This is a genomic window from Mycolicibacterium chlorophenolicum, from assembly GCF_001044235.1.
In the GTDB taxonomy this organism is placed as follows: Bacteria; Actinomycetota; Actinomycetes; order Mycobacteriales; family Mycobacteriaceae; genus Mycobacterium; species Mycobacterium chlorophenolicum.
In genome coordinates this window covers 607,564-624,984 of sequence record NZ_JYNL01000064.1, presented here as the reverse complement: position 1 = coordinate 624,984, position 17,421 = coordinate 607,564, and the positions used below count along the sequence as shown (strand labels likewise).

General features: G+C 71.0%; 16 protein-coding genes and 1 pseudogene. 4 read left to right on the top strand and 13 right to left on the bottom strand.

Annotated features, from left to right (window positions below):
• Positions 1-29 precede the first annotated feature (29 nt).
• Positions 30-761 carry a hypothetical protein gene (locus MCHLDSM_RS25310; RefSeq protein WP_048420420.1) on the top strand — a complete coding sequence of 244 codons (732 nt, stop codon included), beginning with the start codon at positions 30-32 and terminating at the stop codon, positions 759-761.
• Here the strand turns inward: MCHLDSM_RS25310 and MCHLDSM_RS25305 are convergent.
• The 8 genes from MCHLDSM_RS25305 to MCHLDSM_RS25275 form a co-directional block, all read right to left on the bottom strand.
• Positions 758-1,945 (bottom strand): N-acetylmuramoyl-L-alanine amidase, encoded by a 1,188-nt coding sequence (locus MCHLDSM_RS25305; RefSeq protein ID WP_048472507.1) that lies wholly within the window; start codon positions 1,943-1,945, stop codon positions 758-760. The genes MCHLDSM_RS25310 and MCHLDSM_RS25305 overlap by 4 nt on opposite strands.
• A 72-nt stretch (positions 1,946-2,017) precedes the next feature.
• Positions 2,018-2,359 carry a thioredoxin gene (gene trxA / locus MCHLDSM_RS25300; protein WP_048472506.1) on the bottom strand — a complete coding sequence of 114 codons (342 nt, stop codon included), beginning with the start codon at positions 2,357-2,359 and terminating at the stop codon, positions 2,018-2,020.
• Entirely contained in the window at positions 2,356-3,351 is a 996-nt protein-coding gene (trxB, locus tag MCHLDSM_RS25295) for a thioredoxin-disulfide reductase (protein WP_048472505.1), read from the bottom strand. The genes trxA and trxB overlap by 4 nt, the downstream gene beginning before the upstream one ends.
• Before the next feature lie 173 nt (positions 3,352-3,524).
• A complete protein-coding gene (locus tag MCHLDSM_RS38220; RefSeq protein WP_156455027.1) occupies positions 3,525-3,701 on the bottom strand; it encodes a hypothetical protein in 177 nt (58 codons plus the stop codon).
• Between the two features lie 49 nt (positions 3,702-3,750).
• Positions 3,751-4,317, bottom strand: a complete 567-nt coding sequence (gene sigM, locus MCHLDSM_RS25290; RefSeq protein WP_048472504.1) for an RNA polymerase sigma factor SigM — start codon at positions 4,315-4,317, stop codon at positions 3,751-3,753.
• 58 nt (positions 4,318-4,375) lie between these two features.
• Positions 4,376-7,855, bottom strand: a complete 3,480-nt coding sequence (gene murJ, locus MCHLDSM_RS25285) for a murein biosynthesis integral membrane protein MurJ (protein ID WP_109788954.1) — start codon at positions 7,853-7,855, stop codon at positions 4,376-4,378.
• Between the two features lie 74 nt (positions 7,856-7,929).
• Entirely contained in the window at positions 7,930-10,290 is a 2,361-nt protein-coding gene (locus tag MCHLDSM_RS25280) for a DUF6049 family protein (RefSeq protein ID WP_048472502.1), read from the bottom strand.
• Entirely contained in the window at positions 10,287-11,072 is a 786-nt protein-coding gene (locus MCHLDSM_RS25275) for an NUDIX hydrolase (protein WP_048472501.1), read from the bottom strand. Before MCHLDSM_RS25275 ends, MCHLDSM_RS25280 begins: the two co-directional genes overlap by 4 nt.
• An 85-nt stretch (positions 11,073-11,157) precedes the next feature.
• Here MCHLDSM_RS25275 and MCHLDSM_RS25270 point away from each other — a divergent pair, with 85 nt between their 5' ends.
• Together MCHLDSM_RS25270 and MCHLDSM_RS25265 are read left to right on the top strand one after the other, a co-directional pair.
• Complete coding sequence (locus tag MCHLDSM_RS25270; protein WP_048472500.1) at positions 11,158-12,642, top strand: CCA tRNA nucleotidyltransferase; 1,485 nt, start codon at positions 11,158-11,160, stop codon at positions 12,640-12,642.
• A 5-nt stretch (positions 12,643-12,647) separates the two neighbouring features.
• The gene (locus tag MCHLDSM_RS25265) at positions 12,648-13,142 is read left to right on the top strand and encodes a hypothetical protein (RefSeq protein ID WP_048472499.1); all 495 of its coding nucleotides are present in this window, start codon (positions 12,648-12,650) and stop codon (positions 13,140-13,142) included.
• A gap of 6 nt (positions 13,143-13,148) precedes the next feature.
• On the opposite strand, the pseudogene MCHLDSM_RS25260 reads toward MCHLDSM_RS25265, so the two are convergent.
• The 3 genes and pseudogenes from MCHLDSM_RS25260 to MCHLDSM_RS25255 all read right to left on the bottom strand — a co-directional run.
• Positions 13,149-13,813: pseudogene (locus MCHLDSM_RS25260) on the bottom strand (TIGR03084 family metal-binding protein); the annotation flags it as partial.
• A gap of 1 nt (position 13,814) precedes the next feature.
• Positions 13,815-13,962 (bottom strand): maleylpyruvate isomerase N-terminal domain-containing protein (locus tag MCHLDSM_RS39775; RefSeq protein ID WP_234714211.1); only part of this gene is annotated, 148 nt, incomplete at its 3' end.
• A 10-nt stretch (positions 13,963-13,972) separates the two neighbouring features.
• On the bottom strand, positions 13,973-15,274 hold the full coding sequence (locus tag MCHLDSM_RS25255) for an MFS transporter (RefSeq protein ID WP_048472970.1): 1,302 nt from the start codon (positions 15,272-15,274) through the stop codon (positions 13,973-13,975).
• Between the two features lie 126 nt (positions 15,275-15,400).
• Here MCHLDSM_RS25255 and MCHLDSM_RS25250 point away from each other — a divergent pair, with 126 nt between their 5' ends.
• Complete coding sequence (locus MCHLDSM_RS25250) at positions 15,401-16,006, top strand: YqgE/AlgH family protein (RefSeq protein ID WP_048420409.1); 606 nt, start codon at positions 15,401-15,403, stop codon at positions 16,004-16,006.
• Here MCHLDSM_RS25250 and MCHLDSM_RS25245 read toward each other — a convergent pair.
• Positions 16,003-16,359 carry a hypothetical protein gene (locus MCHLDSM_RS25245; protein ID WP_048420408.1) on the bottom strand — a complete coding sequence of 119 codons (357 nt, stop codon included), beginning with the start codon at positions 16,357-16,359 and terminating at the stop codon, positions 16,003-16,005. The genes MCHLDSM_RS25250 and MCHLDSM_RS25245 overlap by 4 nt on opposite strands.
• 74 nt (positions 16,360-16,433) lie before the next feature.
• Positions 16,434-17,375 (bottom strand): LpqN/LpqT family lipoprotein, encoded by a 942-nt coding sequence (locus tag MCHLDSM_RS25240; protein WP_048472498.1) that lies wholly within the window; start codon positions 17,373-17,375, stop codon positions 16,434-16,436.
• Between the last annotated feature and the right edge of the window lie 46 nt (positions 17,376-17,421).

The following is a 17,421-nucleotide window of genomic DNA, read 5'->3' as shown; positions in this document are numbered from 1 at the left end:
CCTTCGCGGCGGAGACACCCGGGAGCGTAGTGACCGCACGGATCAGGCCTCTGCGGCTCGAAGCGTTCGAGCAACTACCGAAACACGCACGTCGCTGCGTGTACTGGGAAGTCGACCCGTCGACACTGGGCACCGAGGACCACCTCTCGGATCCCGAGTTCGAGAAGGAAGCATGGCTGTCGATGGTCATGCTCGAGTGGGGATCGTGCGGACAGCTGGCGCTGGAGTGCCGCGATCAACCCGGCGAGACAGGCGATGAGCCCTGCCTGGGCTACGCGTTCTACGCGCCGCCGCGCAGCGTGCCGCGTGCGGGCCGGTTTCCGACCGGACCGGTCAGCGCGGACGCGGTGCTCCTGACGTCGCTGGGCGTCGACGCCGGCCCGGGCCATGAGGATCTCTCCCACGCCTTGATCACCGCGGTCGTCGGCGACCTCGTCCGACGCGGTGTCCGTGCCCTGGAAGCGTTCGGTCGCACTGCCGCGGTCGACGAACTCGGCGACGTGGCGGACGTACCACCGGACGTGCGGCCGGTCGTCGAGGTACTCGGAGACTGCGCCACGTCCACCTGTGTGGTGCCGAGCGATCTGCTTCTCGATGCCGGCTTCGTGGTGGTGTCCCACCACACCTACTTCCCGCGCCTGCGTCTGGAACTCGAGCAGGGTCTGGGCTGGAAGGCCGGCGTGGAGGCGGCGCTGGAACGTCTGCTGGAAAGTGCGCAGCTGCAGCAGCCCGTCGGTGCGGGCGCGTCGCCCTGCAGTTAGCCGCGGCGGGCCTGATCGACTGCCAGCTCGTGGGCCAGCAGCTCGGCGAACGTGAAAGTGCCTGTGGGACGGTCGTTCTTGCCCAGAAGGTAGAGACGCTTGACCGCCGCGAGGATGCCCTCGGCGATCGAATCGCGCGCCGCAGGGGAGACCAGCGTGGCCCGGTCGCCCGGATTGGTGATGTAGCCGATGTCGACCTGCACCGTGGGCATCCGGGTCAGCCGCAGCAGGTCCCAGGTCCGGCCGTGCACGCGGCAGTCCCGTAAGCCGGTCCGCGCCACCACTTCCCGCTGGATGAAGTCGGCCAGGTTGCGCCCGATGGTGGACACCGACCCGTGCGAATTGCCGAAATGGAACGAGGCCACGCCGTTGGCTGCCGGGCTCGTCTGGGTCTCGCACCGCAGACTGAGCATCAGATCCGCGCCGACGGTGTTGGCGGTCGCGGCCCGCTCCGCGTCGGTCGGCGAGGCGGTGGCCGAGCGCGACAGGAACGTCTCCATGCCGATCGCGGTCATCCGGCCCTCGAGGCGACTCGCCAAGTCCCACAGGATGTCTGCTTCACTGATCGGCCCCGCGGGACCGTTGGTGATCAGACCGTGGTCCCCGCCGCCGCGGCCCGGATCGATGATGATCCGCTTCCCCGAAAGCCGGGGCCCGGAGCTGCGCACCAGCTCCTCCTCGCGGATGGCGTGCGGCGATCCGCCGGTGACGCGCGAGCCGAGAAAGTACAACGAGCGCAACGTCTCCGGGCCGCAGATCCCATCCGGATACAGCCCGTACTCGCGTTGGTAGGACATCAGTGCGTTGTGGGTCTGCAATCCGAAATGTCCGTCGACCAGGCCGGTGTAGAAACCCAGATCCTGCAGACGGGCCTGCAGCGTCGCCACGTCGTCGCCGTACATCGGGGCGCCGAACTGGTGATTGAGCGTGCGCGCCCCGAGCCGGTAGGACGCCTCTTTGAGCGCGCGATACGTGGCCTCGCCGACGATCCCGTCGACCAGCAACCCGCGATGCTGCTGAAAAGCGCGCACCGCATGGTCGAGCTCCCCGTCGAAGACGTCCGCGGCGACGTGGCGCCCGGTGCTCAGATCCTCGTCGGGGTCGGTGATCATGCCCAGCGCTGCCAGCGCGGCCCGGATCTCGGTGACCGCCGCTGAACGGTCACCGCGACGCAGACTCGACATAGGCAGCATTCTCTCAGAAGGGGAGAGGATTCCGGAAAACCCCAGGGAAGTGTCCGGGCCGCAAAAGCGGCGTCAGAGCACGTCGCCGAGCTCGCGCAGCAGCGCTGCCTTGCCTTTCGCGCCGACGATCCGCTTCACCGGCTGACCGTCCTTGAACAGGATCATCGTCGGGATCGACACCACAGAGAAGTCGCGCGCGGTGGCGGGGTTCTCGTCGACGTCGAGCTTCGCGACGGTCAGCGAGCCGGCCTTCTCGGCGGCGATCTCCTCCAGGACGGGAGCGACCATCTTGCACGGTCCGCACCACGTCGCCCAGAAGTCCACCAGCACGGGTGTACCGCTGGACAGCACGTCCTGGGAGAACGAGTCGTCGGTGACGGCAACGGTCGAGGTTCCTGCCTTGGCATCGCTCATTGCTGTGCTCCAATCAGATCGCTGTCATCGGTTGTGGTGGAGGTTCGTTCGCCCGGCTCGGCGTGGTCGGCCAGCCAGCGTTCGGCGTCGATCGCTGCGGCACAACCACTTCCGGCCGCGGTGATGGCCTGGCGGTAGGTGTGGTCGACGAGATCGCCTGCGGCGAAGACTCCGTCGACCGAGGTGTAGGTGGTGCGCCCGACGGTGCTCACGTAGCCCTCGTCGTCCACCTCGATCTGTCCGCGCACCAGATCCGAGCGCGGGTCGTGGCCGATCGCGACGAACACACCCGTCACCGCGAGCTCCGACTCCTCGCCGGTCACGGTGTTGCGCAACCGGATTCCGGTCACCTTGGGGTCGCCCTCGATCGAGGTGACGGCGGTGTTGGTGAGGATGGTGATCTTCTCGTTCTGCTCGGCGCGCTCCAGCATGATCTTGGAGGCGCGGAACTCGTCGCGGCGGTGGATCAACGTGACGCTGCGCGCGAACCGGGTGAGGAACGTGGCCTCCTCCATCGCGGAGTCACCGCCGCCGACGACGGCGATGTCCTGGTCGCGGAAGAAGAACCCGTCACAGGTGGCGCAGGTGCTGACACCCATGCCGATGCGTTCTTCCTCGCCGGGGACACCGAGGTGGCGCGCCGCCGCGCCCATCGCGAGGATGACCGCGCGGGCCTGGTAGGTCTCGTCGCCGACGGTGACCTTCTTGATCGGGCCGTTGAGGTCGACGGCGTCGACGTCTTCCATGCGGAGGTCGGCGCCGAAGCGCAGCGCCTGCTCGCGCATCTGGTCCATGAGTTCGGGGCCGGTGATGCCGTCACGGAAGCCCGGGTAGTTCTCGACCTCGGTCGTGGTCATCAGCGCACCGCCGAACTGCGTGCCCTCGAAGATGAGGGGCTTCAGCTGAGCGCGGGCGCTGTACACGGCCGCGGTGTATCCGGCGGGGCCGGAGCCGACGATGATGACGTCGTGGACGGTGGACGAGGAGGTCATGAGTGCCTTTCTGCCTGTTCCTTGAACACCAGGGTAGGCCGGGGTGTTCCCGGGGGCCTCACCGGCGGCTCAGCGGCGTTTCACCGTGCGCTCAGCGAGTACCCCGGGTGCGGCCGCTGTGCACGTGGCGTCTACGACAACAGCCCTGACCTGCGGCGGTCGGGTGGAAAACATCAGCGGAGTCTCGGGAAGCGGAAACGTCGTCGGGGCGACGGGGCGTTGCGCAGGGCGGCTCCCACCCGGGCGGTCACCTCCGCGGGCACCTCGGGTGCGGCCGCGTCGTCGGCAGCGAAGCGGCGCAGTTCCCGCCGCACCTCGTCCAGCTCCGTCTGATCGGGATCGTCGTCCATGTCCACCCCCGCCGGTCGTGTGTGACCGTCCGAGGGTAGCCGACGGCGCTCACTCGGCGCGGTGCGCGGCCAAGCTCCTCAGCGACTCGGCGAGCTTGACGCGGGCTCGGGCGCAGCGGCTCTTCACCGTGCCTTCGGGCACGCCGAGCATTCGCGCGGTCTCGGCCACCGAGAAGCCCTGCATGTCGACCGCGACGACGGCCGCCCGCTGTTCCAGCGGCAGACCCAGGAGCGCGCGTTCGACGACGATCGCGGTGTCGACGTGCGCGGTCGGGTCGGGGATCCGGCCGAACTGGTCGTCGAGCTCTGCGTAGTCCCGGAATTTGTTGCGGCGCAGGCGGTCCAGGCATGCATTGACGACGATCCGGTGCAGCCAGCTGCGCACCTCCGAGTCGTGCCGGAACGAGGCGGCCGTGCGGTGCGCGGCCAGCAGCGCGTCCTGCAGGGCCTCGGCGGCGTCGTCGCGGTTGACGGTGGTCAGGGTCGCTAGCCGGTACAGCTGGCGGTGATGCCGGTAGAACAGTTCCTCGAAGGCGTACCGGTCGCCGGCGACATGCGCGGCCAGCAGTTCGGCGTCGGTCCGCGGCCGGTCCGGCGGTCGTCCGAAAATCCCCACAGCCGAACACTAAGCGGAGCCGACGGTGCTCTGATGCACCAGTTTTCGGAGGCCGGCGTCAGCCGGCGGCTTTGAGCGTGATCTCCGAGACGTCGCTGCGGCTCTGCCCGTTCACCTGGCCGAGCGTCGAGATCCACACCAGCACATTGGACGTCGGGGCGGCGCCCTCGACCGGGATCGTGTTGGCGCCGGGTTTGAGCGTGGTCGGCTGGGTCAGCGCGGTGGTGTCGTCCAGCGACGACGGCGACGCCGAGGTCGCCGAGCGGATCTGCACCGCCGTGCCGGTGCTGTTGACGTTGATCGTGACCGAGCCGATGGTCGTCGGCTCGGGGAGTTCGAGCATCAAGCCCACACCGTTCTTGAAGCCTGGGAACGGCGCCGGGTCGCTGTAGGTGTCGGTGGGCCACACCGTCGAGGGATCACCGTCGATCGCCAGGCCGGCCAGGTCGGGTGCGTCGGCCTCGCCTTCGGGCGAAAAGACGGTCGCGCGAACAGGTTTGACGACCGCACCGGCTCCCGTGGAGGGGCTCTGCTCAGAGGACGACGACGGGGCGTTGAGACCGAGCTCGTCACCGCCGAGTCCGTTGCCGACGTCGCCGAAGATCCGGCTGAGCACCGTGGCCAGGAGCACCACCGCGATGATGACGACGCCGGCGGCGACGGTGAGGCCGATGATCAGTCCTTTGCGGCGGCGGTTCGCGGTTTCGGGATCGGCCGACGCCTGCCATGCGCTGCCGCGCTCGTCGACCGTCTCGTCCACGGGGGCGAGGTGATCGGTCCGGTCGGCGACCGCCGTCGCCTGCTGCAGCAGGTTGAGCATCGTCGACGCGCTACGGATGCCGCCGTTCTCCTGCACCGCCCGCACCGCGGCCGCCGAGATCTGGAACGGGATGTCCCGGTCGACGGTGCGCGGCTCCACGGCTTGGCCCGCCGGGTCGAGATCGGCGGCGGCCAGTCCGCTGGGCTCACCGGTCTCCGGCAGCGGCCAGCGGTTGATCAGCAGTGCGTAGAGGGCTGCGCCCACACCCCGGATGTCGTCGTCGGGGGTCGCCGCCGCCGGCGTGGCCGGGAAGGCCAGGGCCACATCGCCCTCGATGCTGACCCGGATCCGGGCGGGGTGGTCGATCGCGAGTGCCACCCCGCTGCGGTGCGCGGCTTCGGCGGCGGCTGCCAGCGACTGCACCGCGCGGGCGCCGCCGATCGGCGACGGCGAGGTGTCGGCGACTTCGGCCAGCGATCCGCCGCGGATCCACTCGGAGACCACCAGGCCGCCCTTGCCGACGCGGACCACGTCGAGGACGCGCGCCACCCCCGGCATGTCGATGCGGCCCAGCCGCTGGGTGCGGTCGAGGATCTCCTGCACCTCGTGGTCGGGGAGCCGGCCCTCGGGGTCGACGAAGGTCAGGGCCACCTGCCGGTCCAGCGCGGTGTCGAGGGCCTGCCAGAACTGCAGGCCGGCCGGTCCGCCGTGGGACACCAGCAGGCGGTAGCGCCCGGCGGCGACGGTCGCGCCCGGGATCAGGTGGGTGGCGTCCTCGACGGCTGTCGCGGCCTCCAGCGGGGGCTCGCGAGGCGGATCGAAGGCCAGTGACTCGCGGGTGGGGTCGTTGCTGTAGTCCGAACGCGGTCGCGGCGGACCGGCGGTGGCGATCGCCTCCGTCGGTCGGTCGGGCTGCGCGGGGGTCTCGGGCGCCTCGGGCACGTCGGGCTGGAAGTCGTCCGCAGACGGGCGGTTGATCCGGGTGGTGGCAGAGGAGTCGGAGGGCGCAGGGGAACCGCCGGCGGGGGTGTCGCTCACACCAGCTCCTTTCCCTGTCCTGTCCTCGGCAACCATGCCCCTGTGTCCCCGCAGCGACGGTTCGGGAAACTGACGCTGGCGTCGCGGAGACGATGTGAGATCAGGGTACGTGAGCGGACCGGCCGCCCGGGTCGGGACGGAACTCCCGGCCGGCGCCCGGCTCCGACTTAGCCGGCCGCGCACGGCGGCCAGCGCCGCCAGCGCCTCGGGCACCTTCGCCGCCAGCAGGATTCCGACGATGATCGGCGCCATCACCAGGCTGATCGCCGCCAACCGCAGAAGCGAGCCGGCGCCGCCCCAGTGGTCGGTCAGGGTTGCCAGCCCCAGCAGCCGGTCCAGCACGTGGGCGATCAGCCCGGCCGTCAGCGACGCGGTGATGGTGACCAGGATCGTGCGGATCACGTCGAGGCCCAGCAGCCGGCCGCCGGGCGGGTCGAGCCGCGACCGCAGCAGCAGGTAACCGACCGTCGCCCCGGCGAGGAAACCCAACCCGTTGGCCAGGCCCAGGTAGCCGGCCACCAGTTCGGGATCGGCGGTCAGGTGCGGCGCCGCCAACGACGCCGCGATCTTGACCGTGGTGATCACGACGATCAGCACGATCGGCGTCCACGGCTCCTCGCGGGCGTAGAACACCCGCAGCTGCAGCAGCACCATCGCGTACGGGATCAGCGTGAACGCCGACAGCGTGATCGCCATGCCGAGGTATCCGGCATCCACGGAGCCGAAGTTGCCGTAGGCGAACAGCGCGCTGCCGATCGCCGGGCCGCCGACGGTGAACAGCGCCACGATCGGGATCAGGGTGACCATCGTCAGCCGGGTCGCCAGCGACAGGTCGGCGAGCACGGCGGGTCCGTCGTCGGCGGCGGCGTTGCGCGACAGCCGGGGCATGACGACGGTGAGCACCGTGACGCCGATGATGCCGAACGGCAGCTGCAGCACCAGCCAGGTGTAGTTGTAGATCGCCGGGCCGGACGCGGCCGCGCCGCTGGCGATCTGGTTGCCGACCACCATGCCGACCTGGCTGATCAGCACGTAGAGCACCATCGCGAGCGCCATCATGCCGAACTTCTTGAGCCGGTCGTCGATGCCCCACAACGGACGCAGGCTGACCCGCTGGGCGCGGATGGCCACCAGCAGGACCGCGGTCTGGGCCACCACGCCGAGCGTGGTGCCGATGCCCAGGACCAGCAGCTTGGCGTTGCCCATCTCGACGGGATCAATCGAGAGTTCGCCCGGAACAAGGACATACAGCCCGAGGGTGAGGATCGCGACGACGTTGTTGACCACCGGCGCCCAGGCGGGCGGCCCGAAGACGTTGCGGGTGTTCAGGATCGCCATGAACACCGACGACAGCCCGTAGAAGATGATCTGCGGCAGCAACAGGAACGCGAACGCAGTGGTGAGCGGTCGGCTCACCAGGGGGTCGGAGCCGAGCATGAGGTCGACCAGCAGCGGGGCGGCGAGCGTGGAGACGACGGTCACGACCAGCAGCAGCGTGGTCGCCAGCGTGAGCAGGCGGCGCACGAACGCCGCTCCGCCGTCGGCGTCGTCGCGTTCGGCGCGGGCCAGCACCGGGACGAAGATCGCGGTGAACGTCGCCTCGAGCACCAGCGCGGCGATCAGGTTGGGCAGCTGATTGGCCACGGTGAACGCGCTGGACAGGGCCGCACCCAGGATCGCGGCGAGCAGCACGATCCGCGCGAACCCGGTGAGCCGGCTGACCAGGGTGGCCAGCGCCATGCCCCAGGACCGGGACACGACGGCGGCGTCGGACAGTTCGGAGCGGGCGGGCGCCCGGCGCGGACCGACGGTGCTCACCGGCGCCCTCCGTCGTCGTCCTGGTACGCCAGTGCCACTTCGATCGGGTCGGGCCGGTCGAGGTCGGCCGGGTCGGGCTGGCCGCGGAACCGGTGCCACAACCGTCGTCCGACCAGCAGCACCAGCACGGCCCCGCCGGTCAGCGTGATGAAGAACAGCACCTTGCCGTAGGCGTTGGAGTGCACCGAGAGCCGCACCGGCTCGCCGAGGGCCAGACCGTCGGCGGTGCGCAGCGCGACGTCGACGGCGACGCGCTGGGTGAAGTGCACCTCGATAGGGACCTTGAGCGGCAGGAAGCCCGGGGGCAGCACGATCTCGCCGGGATCGGTCACCGTCATCCCGGGCGGGGCGTCGATGTCCAACCGCACCCGGATCGGCACCGGCAGGTCGTTGCGCAGCGCCAGCGGCAGCGGGCTGCGTTCGGTGGCCAGGGTGTAGGAGCCGCCCGGGTTGACGATCGTGACCGCCTTGAACAGGTCCTCGACCGTGGTGCCGACGGTGGTCAGCCGCTGCTGGGCCAGCCCGTTGCGGGCATCGGGCGGTACCGACAAGCTCAGCGCGCGCAGCAGATCCTCGCGCAGCGGAGCGGTGTACTGCGTGCCGGTCAGACCGGTCCGCTCGTCGGTGGTCAGTGCGCCGGTCAGGCCCCACAGCCGGGCGGTCGTAGCGGCGATGCCCGACACCACACCGTCGTCGAACCGGCCGCGGGGGTTGCCCGCGTTCTCCGGCGGCGCAGGCACGCCGCCGTGCACCGCGTTCGCCGCATCGATCACCGCGGTGAGCGGCCGCGGCACGGCCAGCCCGGACCGGATGGTGCTGGCCACCGCGGTGAGGACGGCCTCGGCGTCGTCGGCGGTGGCGCTCCAGGTCATCGGCGGCATCAGGATCTGGTCACGCGGTGCGGTCTCGGGGTCGAGCCCGCGCCACAACAGCGCGCCCAGCGCGTCCTGGCGCCGCGCGATCGCGGAGTCCTGCTTCACCGCGATGTCCAACGAGGGGTCCAGGTACGACGGCGATTCCGGGCCGGTGCCCATGCCGGCGAGCGCCGCCCCGACCGCCGGGTCGAACGGGGTGGTGACCACGTTGGCGGTGTAGCGCACCGGCGCGGTGTCGGCGGTCCCGGGTTGCCCGCCGTCGGCGTCGCTGGGCCCGGCCAGGTTCGCCGCGGCGATGGCCACGGTCGGGCCCTGCGCGGAGAGCAGGTCCACCGCGGGCGCGGTCAGCGGCCCGTCGCCGACGATGCTGGCCCCGCGGGTCGAGGTGATCCCGAGGATCTGGTCGACGATGTCGCCGGCACCGTTGGTCGCGATCGCCGACAGGCCAGGATCGGCCACCCGGTGCAGCGCGTCGAGGTCGGCCTGGGCGTAGACGGTCGGCGTCACGCACATGCGCTGGGCGAGCGCCTTGAGCCGGTTGAGCCAGCCGATCGCGGCCTGCTGGCCGGTGCCCGGATGGGTCGGGGTGGTCCGGGGTCCGGCGTCGGCGGCATCGTTGACGACGTAGCCGTTGGTCATCGCGTTGACGGTGACGAGCAGGTCCGGGTCGACGGCCAGACACAGCGCACGGGTGACCTCCCCGCCGGGATCGACCTGCGGGCTGGTCGCGAAATCGGCCGCGGCGAGCAGAGCGTCCAGCCGGCCGCCCGCGGCCAACGAGCTGGCGAGGTCGTCGTCGATCAGCCGTACCGGGGTGGTTCCCCCCGGCGCGCCGGCGGCCAGCCGCGGCCGGTCGGCCAGCGGCCAGAACATCGTCAGCCCGACCGGACGGGTGGTGTCCGGGGGGACCGCGGAGGTCACCGCGTCGGTGGTGGCGTCGGACGACTGGGCGGGCGGCACGCCGAGTACGGGAAGCAGGAACCGCGAGTCGTCGAGCCGTGCGGGCTCCCCGTAGTCCGGGGTGCCGTTCACGTTCACCATCACCGGGTAGACGCCGGGCTCGGTGATGTCGAGCGACGAGTGGTCGGGGGAGCGCAGCGGATAGCCCAGCCGGAACGGAACCTCTTGTCCCCGAGCCATTTCCGGGGCGATGGTGATGAAGTCGGCGACCGGTTGGTACTGGTCGACGTTGCCGGCGAGGTCGGTGCGCAGCGCGGTCGACGACGTCACCGCATCGGCCCGTTCCAGCCGGACCACCACGTCGCGTACGGCGCGGTCGCCGACGTTGCGGATCTTGCCGGTGACGGTGACCATCGGGTCGCTGGTCGTGGTGACGACGTCAGGGGTGATGTCGTCGATCTGCACGGTGAGGAACGGCAGCGTGGAGGGTTGGGCGTCCGCGACGGCCGGTGCGACGATCGGCACGACAGCCAACAGCAGCGCGACGACCGCGGCGAGTATGCGCGCGGGCGGACGGGTCACGGACTCTGACCGCAGCCGTTCGTCCGCCCGCCGGGCTGTGGTTGAGCGGTGGAGTCGGCCCGGTGGTTGCGGGTGTGCGAGTGCGTCTGGCCGCGCCGCCGCGGCGTGCTGCGCGGCAGCGGCGGCAGCGCCGCGGGCCCGTCGGTGTGCAGTTTGTCGATCAGTTCGTCGGCGACCTCGGCGAGGCGGCGCTCGTCGGCGTAGGCCAGCCGCTTCGGCAGTTCGTGCAGGGGCACCCAGGCGACTTCGGTCACCTCGACGTCCTCGTCGGAGAGCTCCCCGCCGGCGAATCGCATGAGGTAATGGTGCACGGTCTTGTGCACGCGGCGGCCCTCGGTCACGAACCAGTAGTCGATGCTGCCCAGCGCCGCCAGCACGCTGCCCTGGATGCCCGTTTCCTCGGCGACCTCGCGGATCGCGGTCTGTTCGGCCGTCTCGCCCCGCTCGATGTGCCCCTTGGGCAGCGACCACAGCATCCGTCCGCGCCGGTCGATGCGGCCGATCAGCGCCGCGACCTGGCTTTCCTTGGGACCGTCGAGACCGTCGATGACCAGGCCGCCTGCCGATGTCTCGTGCACGGTGCGCAGCCGCTCGGTGGGCCGCCGCGGGCGGGAGCGCGCAGGTTTGGGTGTCGCGCCCGACGGGGTGTCTGCGGCGCCTGCGGTCGCCTTCTGGCGGTGGCCGTTGGTGTTCTCGGCACCAGGCTCCGGCGGACCTGCCGCGCGTCGGCCGCGGCGGCGCCCTCGGCGCCGTCGTGGTTTTGGCTGCTCGCCGTCCGACACCCAAGCGATAGTAGCTGCCGTGAACTGCAGCCCACGCCGCACTCGCCGGTCGGTGACATGCCTGTGACCAGTAGGCTCACCGGACGTGCCTGAGCCCACGTCCGGACGAGATGTCCCCGAACTGCTGGCCGCTGCGCAGGTGTCGCTGAACCGGCATCGCGAGGTGCTCGAGGGGCTCGGACGGTTGTTCGCCGAGCGGGGGCACGCGCTCTATCTGGTCGGCGGCAGTGTGCGGGACGCGCTGCTGGGCCGGCTGGGCACCGATCTGGACTTCACCACCGACGCCCGCCCCGAGCAGATGAAGGCGCTGCTGGCGGGGTGGGCCGACGCGCTGTGGGACACCGGCATCGAGTTCGGCACGCTCGGCGTCGGCAAGAACGGTGACCGGCTGGAACTGACCACGTTCCGCGCCGATTCGTATGACCAGGTGACGCGGCACCCGGAGGTGTCCTTCGGCGACAACCTGGACGACGACCTGGTGCGCCGCGATTTCACCGTCAACGCGATGGCGGTGCGCATCGACCCCGACCGGCCCGGCGGCATCGGTGACTTCCTCGATCCGCTGGGCGGGCTGACCGCGCTGCACGCCCGCAGCCTCGACACCCCCGCCGCGCCGGAGGTGTCTTTCGGCGACGACCCGCTGCGCATGCTGCGCGCGGCCCGGTTCGTGTCGCAGCTTGGTTTCACCGTGGCGCCGCGGGTGCACCGCGCACTGGAGGAGATGGCGCCGCAGCTGGGTCGGATCAGCGTCGAGCGGGTGGCCGCCGAACTGGACAAGATGCTGTTGGGCGCCGATCCGGTGGCCGGGATCGACCTGATGGTGCAGACCGGGCTGGGGGAGGTGGTGCTGCCCGAGATCGGGGCGATGCGGATGGCCATCGACGAACACCACCAGCACAAGGACGTCTACCAGCATTCGTTGACGGTGCTGCGGCAGGCGATCGATCTCGAGGGACCCCTCGGTTCTGAAGGCGGTGGCCCGGACCTGGTGCTGCGCTGGGCGGCGCTGCTGCACGACATCGGCAAGCCCGCCACCCGCAAGCACGAATCCGACGGCGGCGTGAGCTTTCACCACCACGAGGTCGTCGGCGCGAAGATGGCCCGCAAGCGGATGCGCGCGCTGAAGTACTCCAAGCAGATGATCGATGACGTCTCGCAGCTGGTCTATCTGCACCTGCGGTTCCACGGATACGGCGAGGGCCGGTGGACCGACTCGGCGGTGCGCCGGTACGTCACCGACGCCGGGCCGCTGCTGAGCCGGCTGCACAAGCTGGTGCGCGCCGACTGCACCACGCGCAACAAGCGCCGGGCCGCACGGCTGCAGGCCAACTACGACGACCTCGAGCACCGCATCGCCGAATTGGCGGCCAAGGAGGACCTGGCGCGGGTGCGGCCGGACATCGACGGCAACGAGATCATGCAGATCCTCGACATCCCGCCCGGCCCGCAGGTCGGGCAGGCGTGGAATCACCTCAAGGAGTTGCGGTTGGACCGCGGCCCGCTCAGCCGTGAGGAAGCGGTCGAGGAACTCTTGAGATGGTGGAACGAGAAGGGCGAGCCGCGCGTCTGACAGGTATGGAGTACTGCCTGGGCGATCCGGACGGCTCGGCGACGATGTGGAGCGCCGACCCGACCGCCGATGTCGACGGTGACGGGGTGCGCGACGCCGTGACGCTCGATCTGGATGACGACGGCCTTCTCGACGACGCACTCGCCGACTTCGATGTCGACGGGTTGGCCGACCACGGGGTCCTGGACTTCGGCGGGGACGGGCAGGCCTACGTCACCGACGACGGGACCGGTACCTGGTCGGTGAGCGCCGACCGGGCAGCGGCGGTGCGCTGGCTCGGGCTCGACGGGGTGGAGCATCCGGCCGGCAGCGCGACGGTGGATCTCGACGGGGACGGGCAGGCAGCGGAGCGGTTGACCGACAGCGACGGTGACGGGTTGGCCGACCGGGCGTTCGGGACGGGGACGGCGTGGGTCGACATCGACGGTGACGGCCGCTGGGATGTCCGCCTGGTCGACACCGATGACGACGGCGCCGCCGACAGCGCGAGCCGGTTATGACCCCGATCAGCCGCGGCCGCGCCCGGGCGGGCCGGCGAACGCCTGCGCGATCGTCAGCCACTGCTCGGCGTCGGGTCCGACGGCGACGACGTCGAGCTCTGACCGCGCGCGGCGCTGCGTGACGAGCATGCAGAAGTGTTCGGCCGACCCGCTCACCCGCTGCGCCGCATCGTCGGGGCCCCAGGACCATTCCGCGCCGTCCGGCGCGTGAAGTTTCACGTGGAACGGTTCGGCCGGCGGCGTCAGCCCGTGCACCGTGTAGGCGAAGTCGCGCGTCCGCACGCCGATGTGGGCGATCGAGCGCAGCCGGGCCGTCGGTGCCCGCGTCACCCCGAGCGCGTCGGCCACATCCAGGCCGTGCGCCCAGGTCTCCATCAGCCGGGCGGTGGCCATCGACGGCGCGCTCATCGGCGGCCCGAACCACGGCAGCTTGCGGCCGTCCTCGACTGTCAGCAGAGCGTCGTGCAGGGCGGTGCGGGTGTGCCGCCAGTCGGCGAGGAGCTGCGCGGGCGGAGTCACTGCGAGTTCCTCGGCGGCGGCGTCGACGAACCCGGTGGGGTTCTGCGCGGCCGACGACACGATATCGGCGGCGAACGCTGCTTCGTCGGTGACGGCGATCAGCGCACCCGGCGCCAGACCCTCGACGTCGGCCTCGTCGACCACCGGCACGTNACAGCAGATGTGCGATCTGATGGGCGATCGTCCAGCCCACGGCGGGAGTGTCGGTCGCCCAACGTTCCGGCGGCAGGTCGGCGACCAGCGCGTCCAGGTCGTCGCTCTCGGCGCGCAGGTCCGCGACCATCGGGGCAGCTCCGGCCATGCCGGTCACCTTAGCCCGCGGGTCGGCGCCGGCGACCGACCGTCGCGTAGACCGCCAGCCCCGCGAGATAGACGACGGTGCCCGCGACCGCCAGTCCCGGCGCATGGCCGTCGGCCGGGATGACGAACGCCGCCGCGGCGATGGCGAGGATGAACGCCATCCAGAACAGCGAGTCCTGAACCGTGAACACGTGGCCGCGCAGCGCGTCGTCCACGTCGATCTGCATCGCGGTGTCCGCGCACAACTTCACCACCTGGCCGGCGCCGCCCAGCAGGAAGCCGCACGCGATCATCACCGGCAGCCGCAGGGTGGCACCACACAGTTGCACTCCCGCGGCGAAGGCCAGCGCCCCGATCGGGGTGGCGTAGCGGCCCCATCGCCGCACCAGTGTCGGGGTGACGACGTTGGCCAGGAAGCTGCCGATTCCCGCGGCGGCGAGGAACAGCGCGGCGGTGCCGAGACCCGCGACGGAGGCGGACGCGGGGTCGGTGTGGCGCACCAGCACGAGCACGAGCATTGTGTTGAGACCGAACGCCATCCGGTGCGCCGACAGCCCGGCCAGCGTCGCGGTGACGGTCGGCACCGCGAGCACGGTGCGCGCGCCGTGCACCCAACCGGTGGCCACCGCGTAGGCGACCGAGCCGTGCACCGCGCGGATGCTGTCGTCGGGGCCCAGCATGCGCGGCGGGAAGCGCACCGACAGCCACAGCGCCAGTGCCACCGGCACCACCACCAGGAAGATGATCACCGAGGCGCCGCTGTCGCTGGACCCGAACAACCAGCGCGGCAGCAGCATGAAGTTGGCGCCGAAGAACGCCGCCGCGCCGCCGGTGGCCGTGGCGATCGAGTTCATCGCGACCACCTGTTCGCGGGGCACCACATGCGGCAGCGCGGCCGACAGCCCGGACGACACGAATCGCGTCAGACCGTTGACGATCAACGCACCCAGCAGGATCGGCAGGTCACCGACACCGGCGGCCAGCAGCATCCCGACCGTGATGACCAGCGCCAACCGGCCACTGTTGGCGCCGATGAGGACCACCCGGCGGTCCCAGCGGTCCAGCAGGGCGCCGGCGAACGGGCCGAGCACCGAGTACGGCAGGAACAGCACCGCGAAGGACGCGGCGATCGCCCACGGCTCGGCGGCCCGCTCCGGGTTGAACAGGATCGCCCCGGCCAGCCCCGCCTGGAACAGGCCGTCACCGAACTGACTGACCGCCCGCAGTTCCAACAGGCGACGGAACTCGGGCAGGGACCTGGTCGAGGCCCACACCGAACGCCACGCTGCGCGAGGTGCGCGATCGTCGGGCACGGGATTCACGTCCTAGGAGAGTGGTGGCTGCGTCGAGAGATGTCGCTACCGGAGCCACAGTACAAATATCCGGGCGGGCCCCGCTTGTTCGCCTCCGTCAGACGGCGGTGATGACAGAATGGTCGGGTGGCGCAGCCAGAGGATCCGGAGGATTTCGTCGCACCCGCGGCCTACCGGGTCCGCGCGGGCACGATGTTGCTGGCCAACACCGATCTGCTGGAACCCACGTTCCGGCGCAGCGTCATCTACGTCGTCGAGCACAACGACGGCGGCACCCTGGGCGTGGTACTCAACCGGCCGAGCGAGACCGCGGTCTACAACGTCCTCCCGCAGTGGGTGAAGCTCGCGACCAAACCGAAGACGATGTTCATCGGCGGACCCGTCAAACGCGACGCGGCGCTGTGCCTGGCGACGCTGCGCGTCGGCGTGGACCCGGCCGGCGTCAACGGCCTGCGCCACGTGCAGGGCCGGATCGCGATGGTCGACCTGGACGCCGACCCCGACGCGATCGCCCCGCTGGTCGAGGGGGTGCGCATCTTCGCCGGTTACTCGGGCTGGACCATAGGTCAACTCGAGGGGGAGATCGAGCGCGACGACTGGATCGTGTTGTCCGCGTTGCCGTCCGATGTGCTGGTGGAGCCGCGGGTAGACCTGTGGGGGCGGGTGCTGCGTCGTCAGCCGATGCCGCTGTCGCTGCTCGCGACCCACCCCATCGATCTCAGCCGTAACTAGCGGTCACAGGACAGCGTGCACGAGGCGCACGCCCCTGCGCAGCTGTCCGCACCCGCCGCGACGCGGGCGTTGGCGCGGGCCACGACCTTGGCGCTCTGCCAGCATCCCGCGGCCACCGTCGCCAGCGCACCGCCGATGCACACCAGCAGCACCACCGTCGACGTCGGCCGCGGAGCCGACAACCCGACCACCGCGCCGGCGGCCAGCATCACCGCCGCGGCCAGCTGTGTCGGAGCGACCCCGCGCAGCACCTGACGGACGAAGTCGTCGGACACCGGCCGGGTCAGCGACCAGACGCCCAGCGCCGCGGTCACGGCGGCGACGCCGAGACACAGCATTGCGGCGACCATCATGGGTCAGAGGATACGGCGTCGGCAGCGGGCCGCCGTCCCCCGGGCGCCAGGCTTCGCCCGGGGGACGACGTCGCTTATCCCTGCAGTCCCAACAGCTGCGGCGCGGGGGCCGCCGCAGCGGGGACAGCGGGAGCTGGGGGTGCCGGCGGGGCCGGCGCGGGCGGGACGCCCAGGGGCACTCCGGGTGCGGGCGCCGCGGACGGCACGCTCACCTTGAAGCCTTTGACGATCGCCTCGGTGGCGTCCGCGGCGGCCACCACCTGGTCGACGCTGGTGGTCACCGCCAGTGACACCAGGTAGCGGTCCGGGCCGACCGTCGCCAGCACGTGGCGCCGGGAGGTGTTCAACGTCATCGCGTTGTCCCGGTAGGTGCCCTCGATCAGCGAGGACGGCATCCCGCCGAAGTCGGTGAACGATGCGTCGGTTGAGCGCCACGCGGGCAGCTGCTGGGCGTCGATGAAGCCGTGGCTGATCGCCTCCTTGGGGTCGAAGTCCCCACCGACCAGCTTGTAGACCACCACCTGCGCGTTCGACGAGTACAGGCCGTTGCCGCCGACGCGGTCGGCGATGACCGCGAACGCGTCCGGCACGTTCGGGTCCGGAATGTGCTGCCAGCCGCGGGGCATCGGCAGCACGATGTTGAGCGCGCGGAAGTCGCGGCTGGACTGCGGCTCCAGCGCGATTCCCTTCGCGGCGAAGAAGTCGCTGAGCGTGCCCGAGGTCGCCGGCACGATCGTCGGCGCGGGCGCGGCGGGAACGACGGGCGGAGTCGCGGCGGTGACGCCGGCGGGTACGGCGGCCACCCCGGCAGTGGCGGGTGTCACACCCGGCTGCAGGGGCACGACGTTCGGCGCGGCCGGCACCGGCTGGGCGATCGTGGCCGGCGACGGCAGCGTCGGCTGCACAGGGAGGGGCTGCGCGGACGCCGTGCCCGAGACGCCCAGCACACCGGCGACACCGGCGCATGCGCCGATCCCTCCTGCCAGAACCCGCCAGCGACGGCCGTTTTCGCTCATCGAGTGAAGTCCTCCCAATCCCTTTTCCCGACGGTCGGGGCCAAGC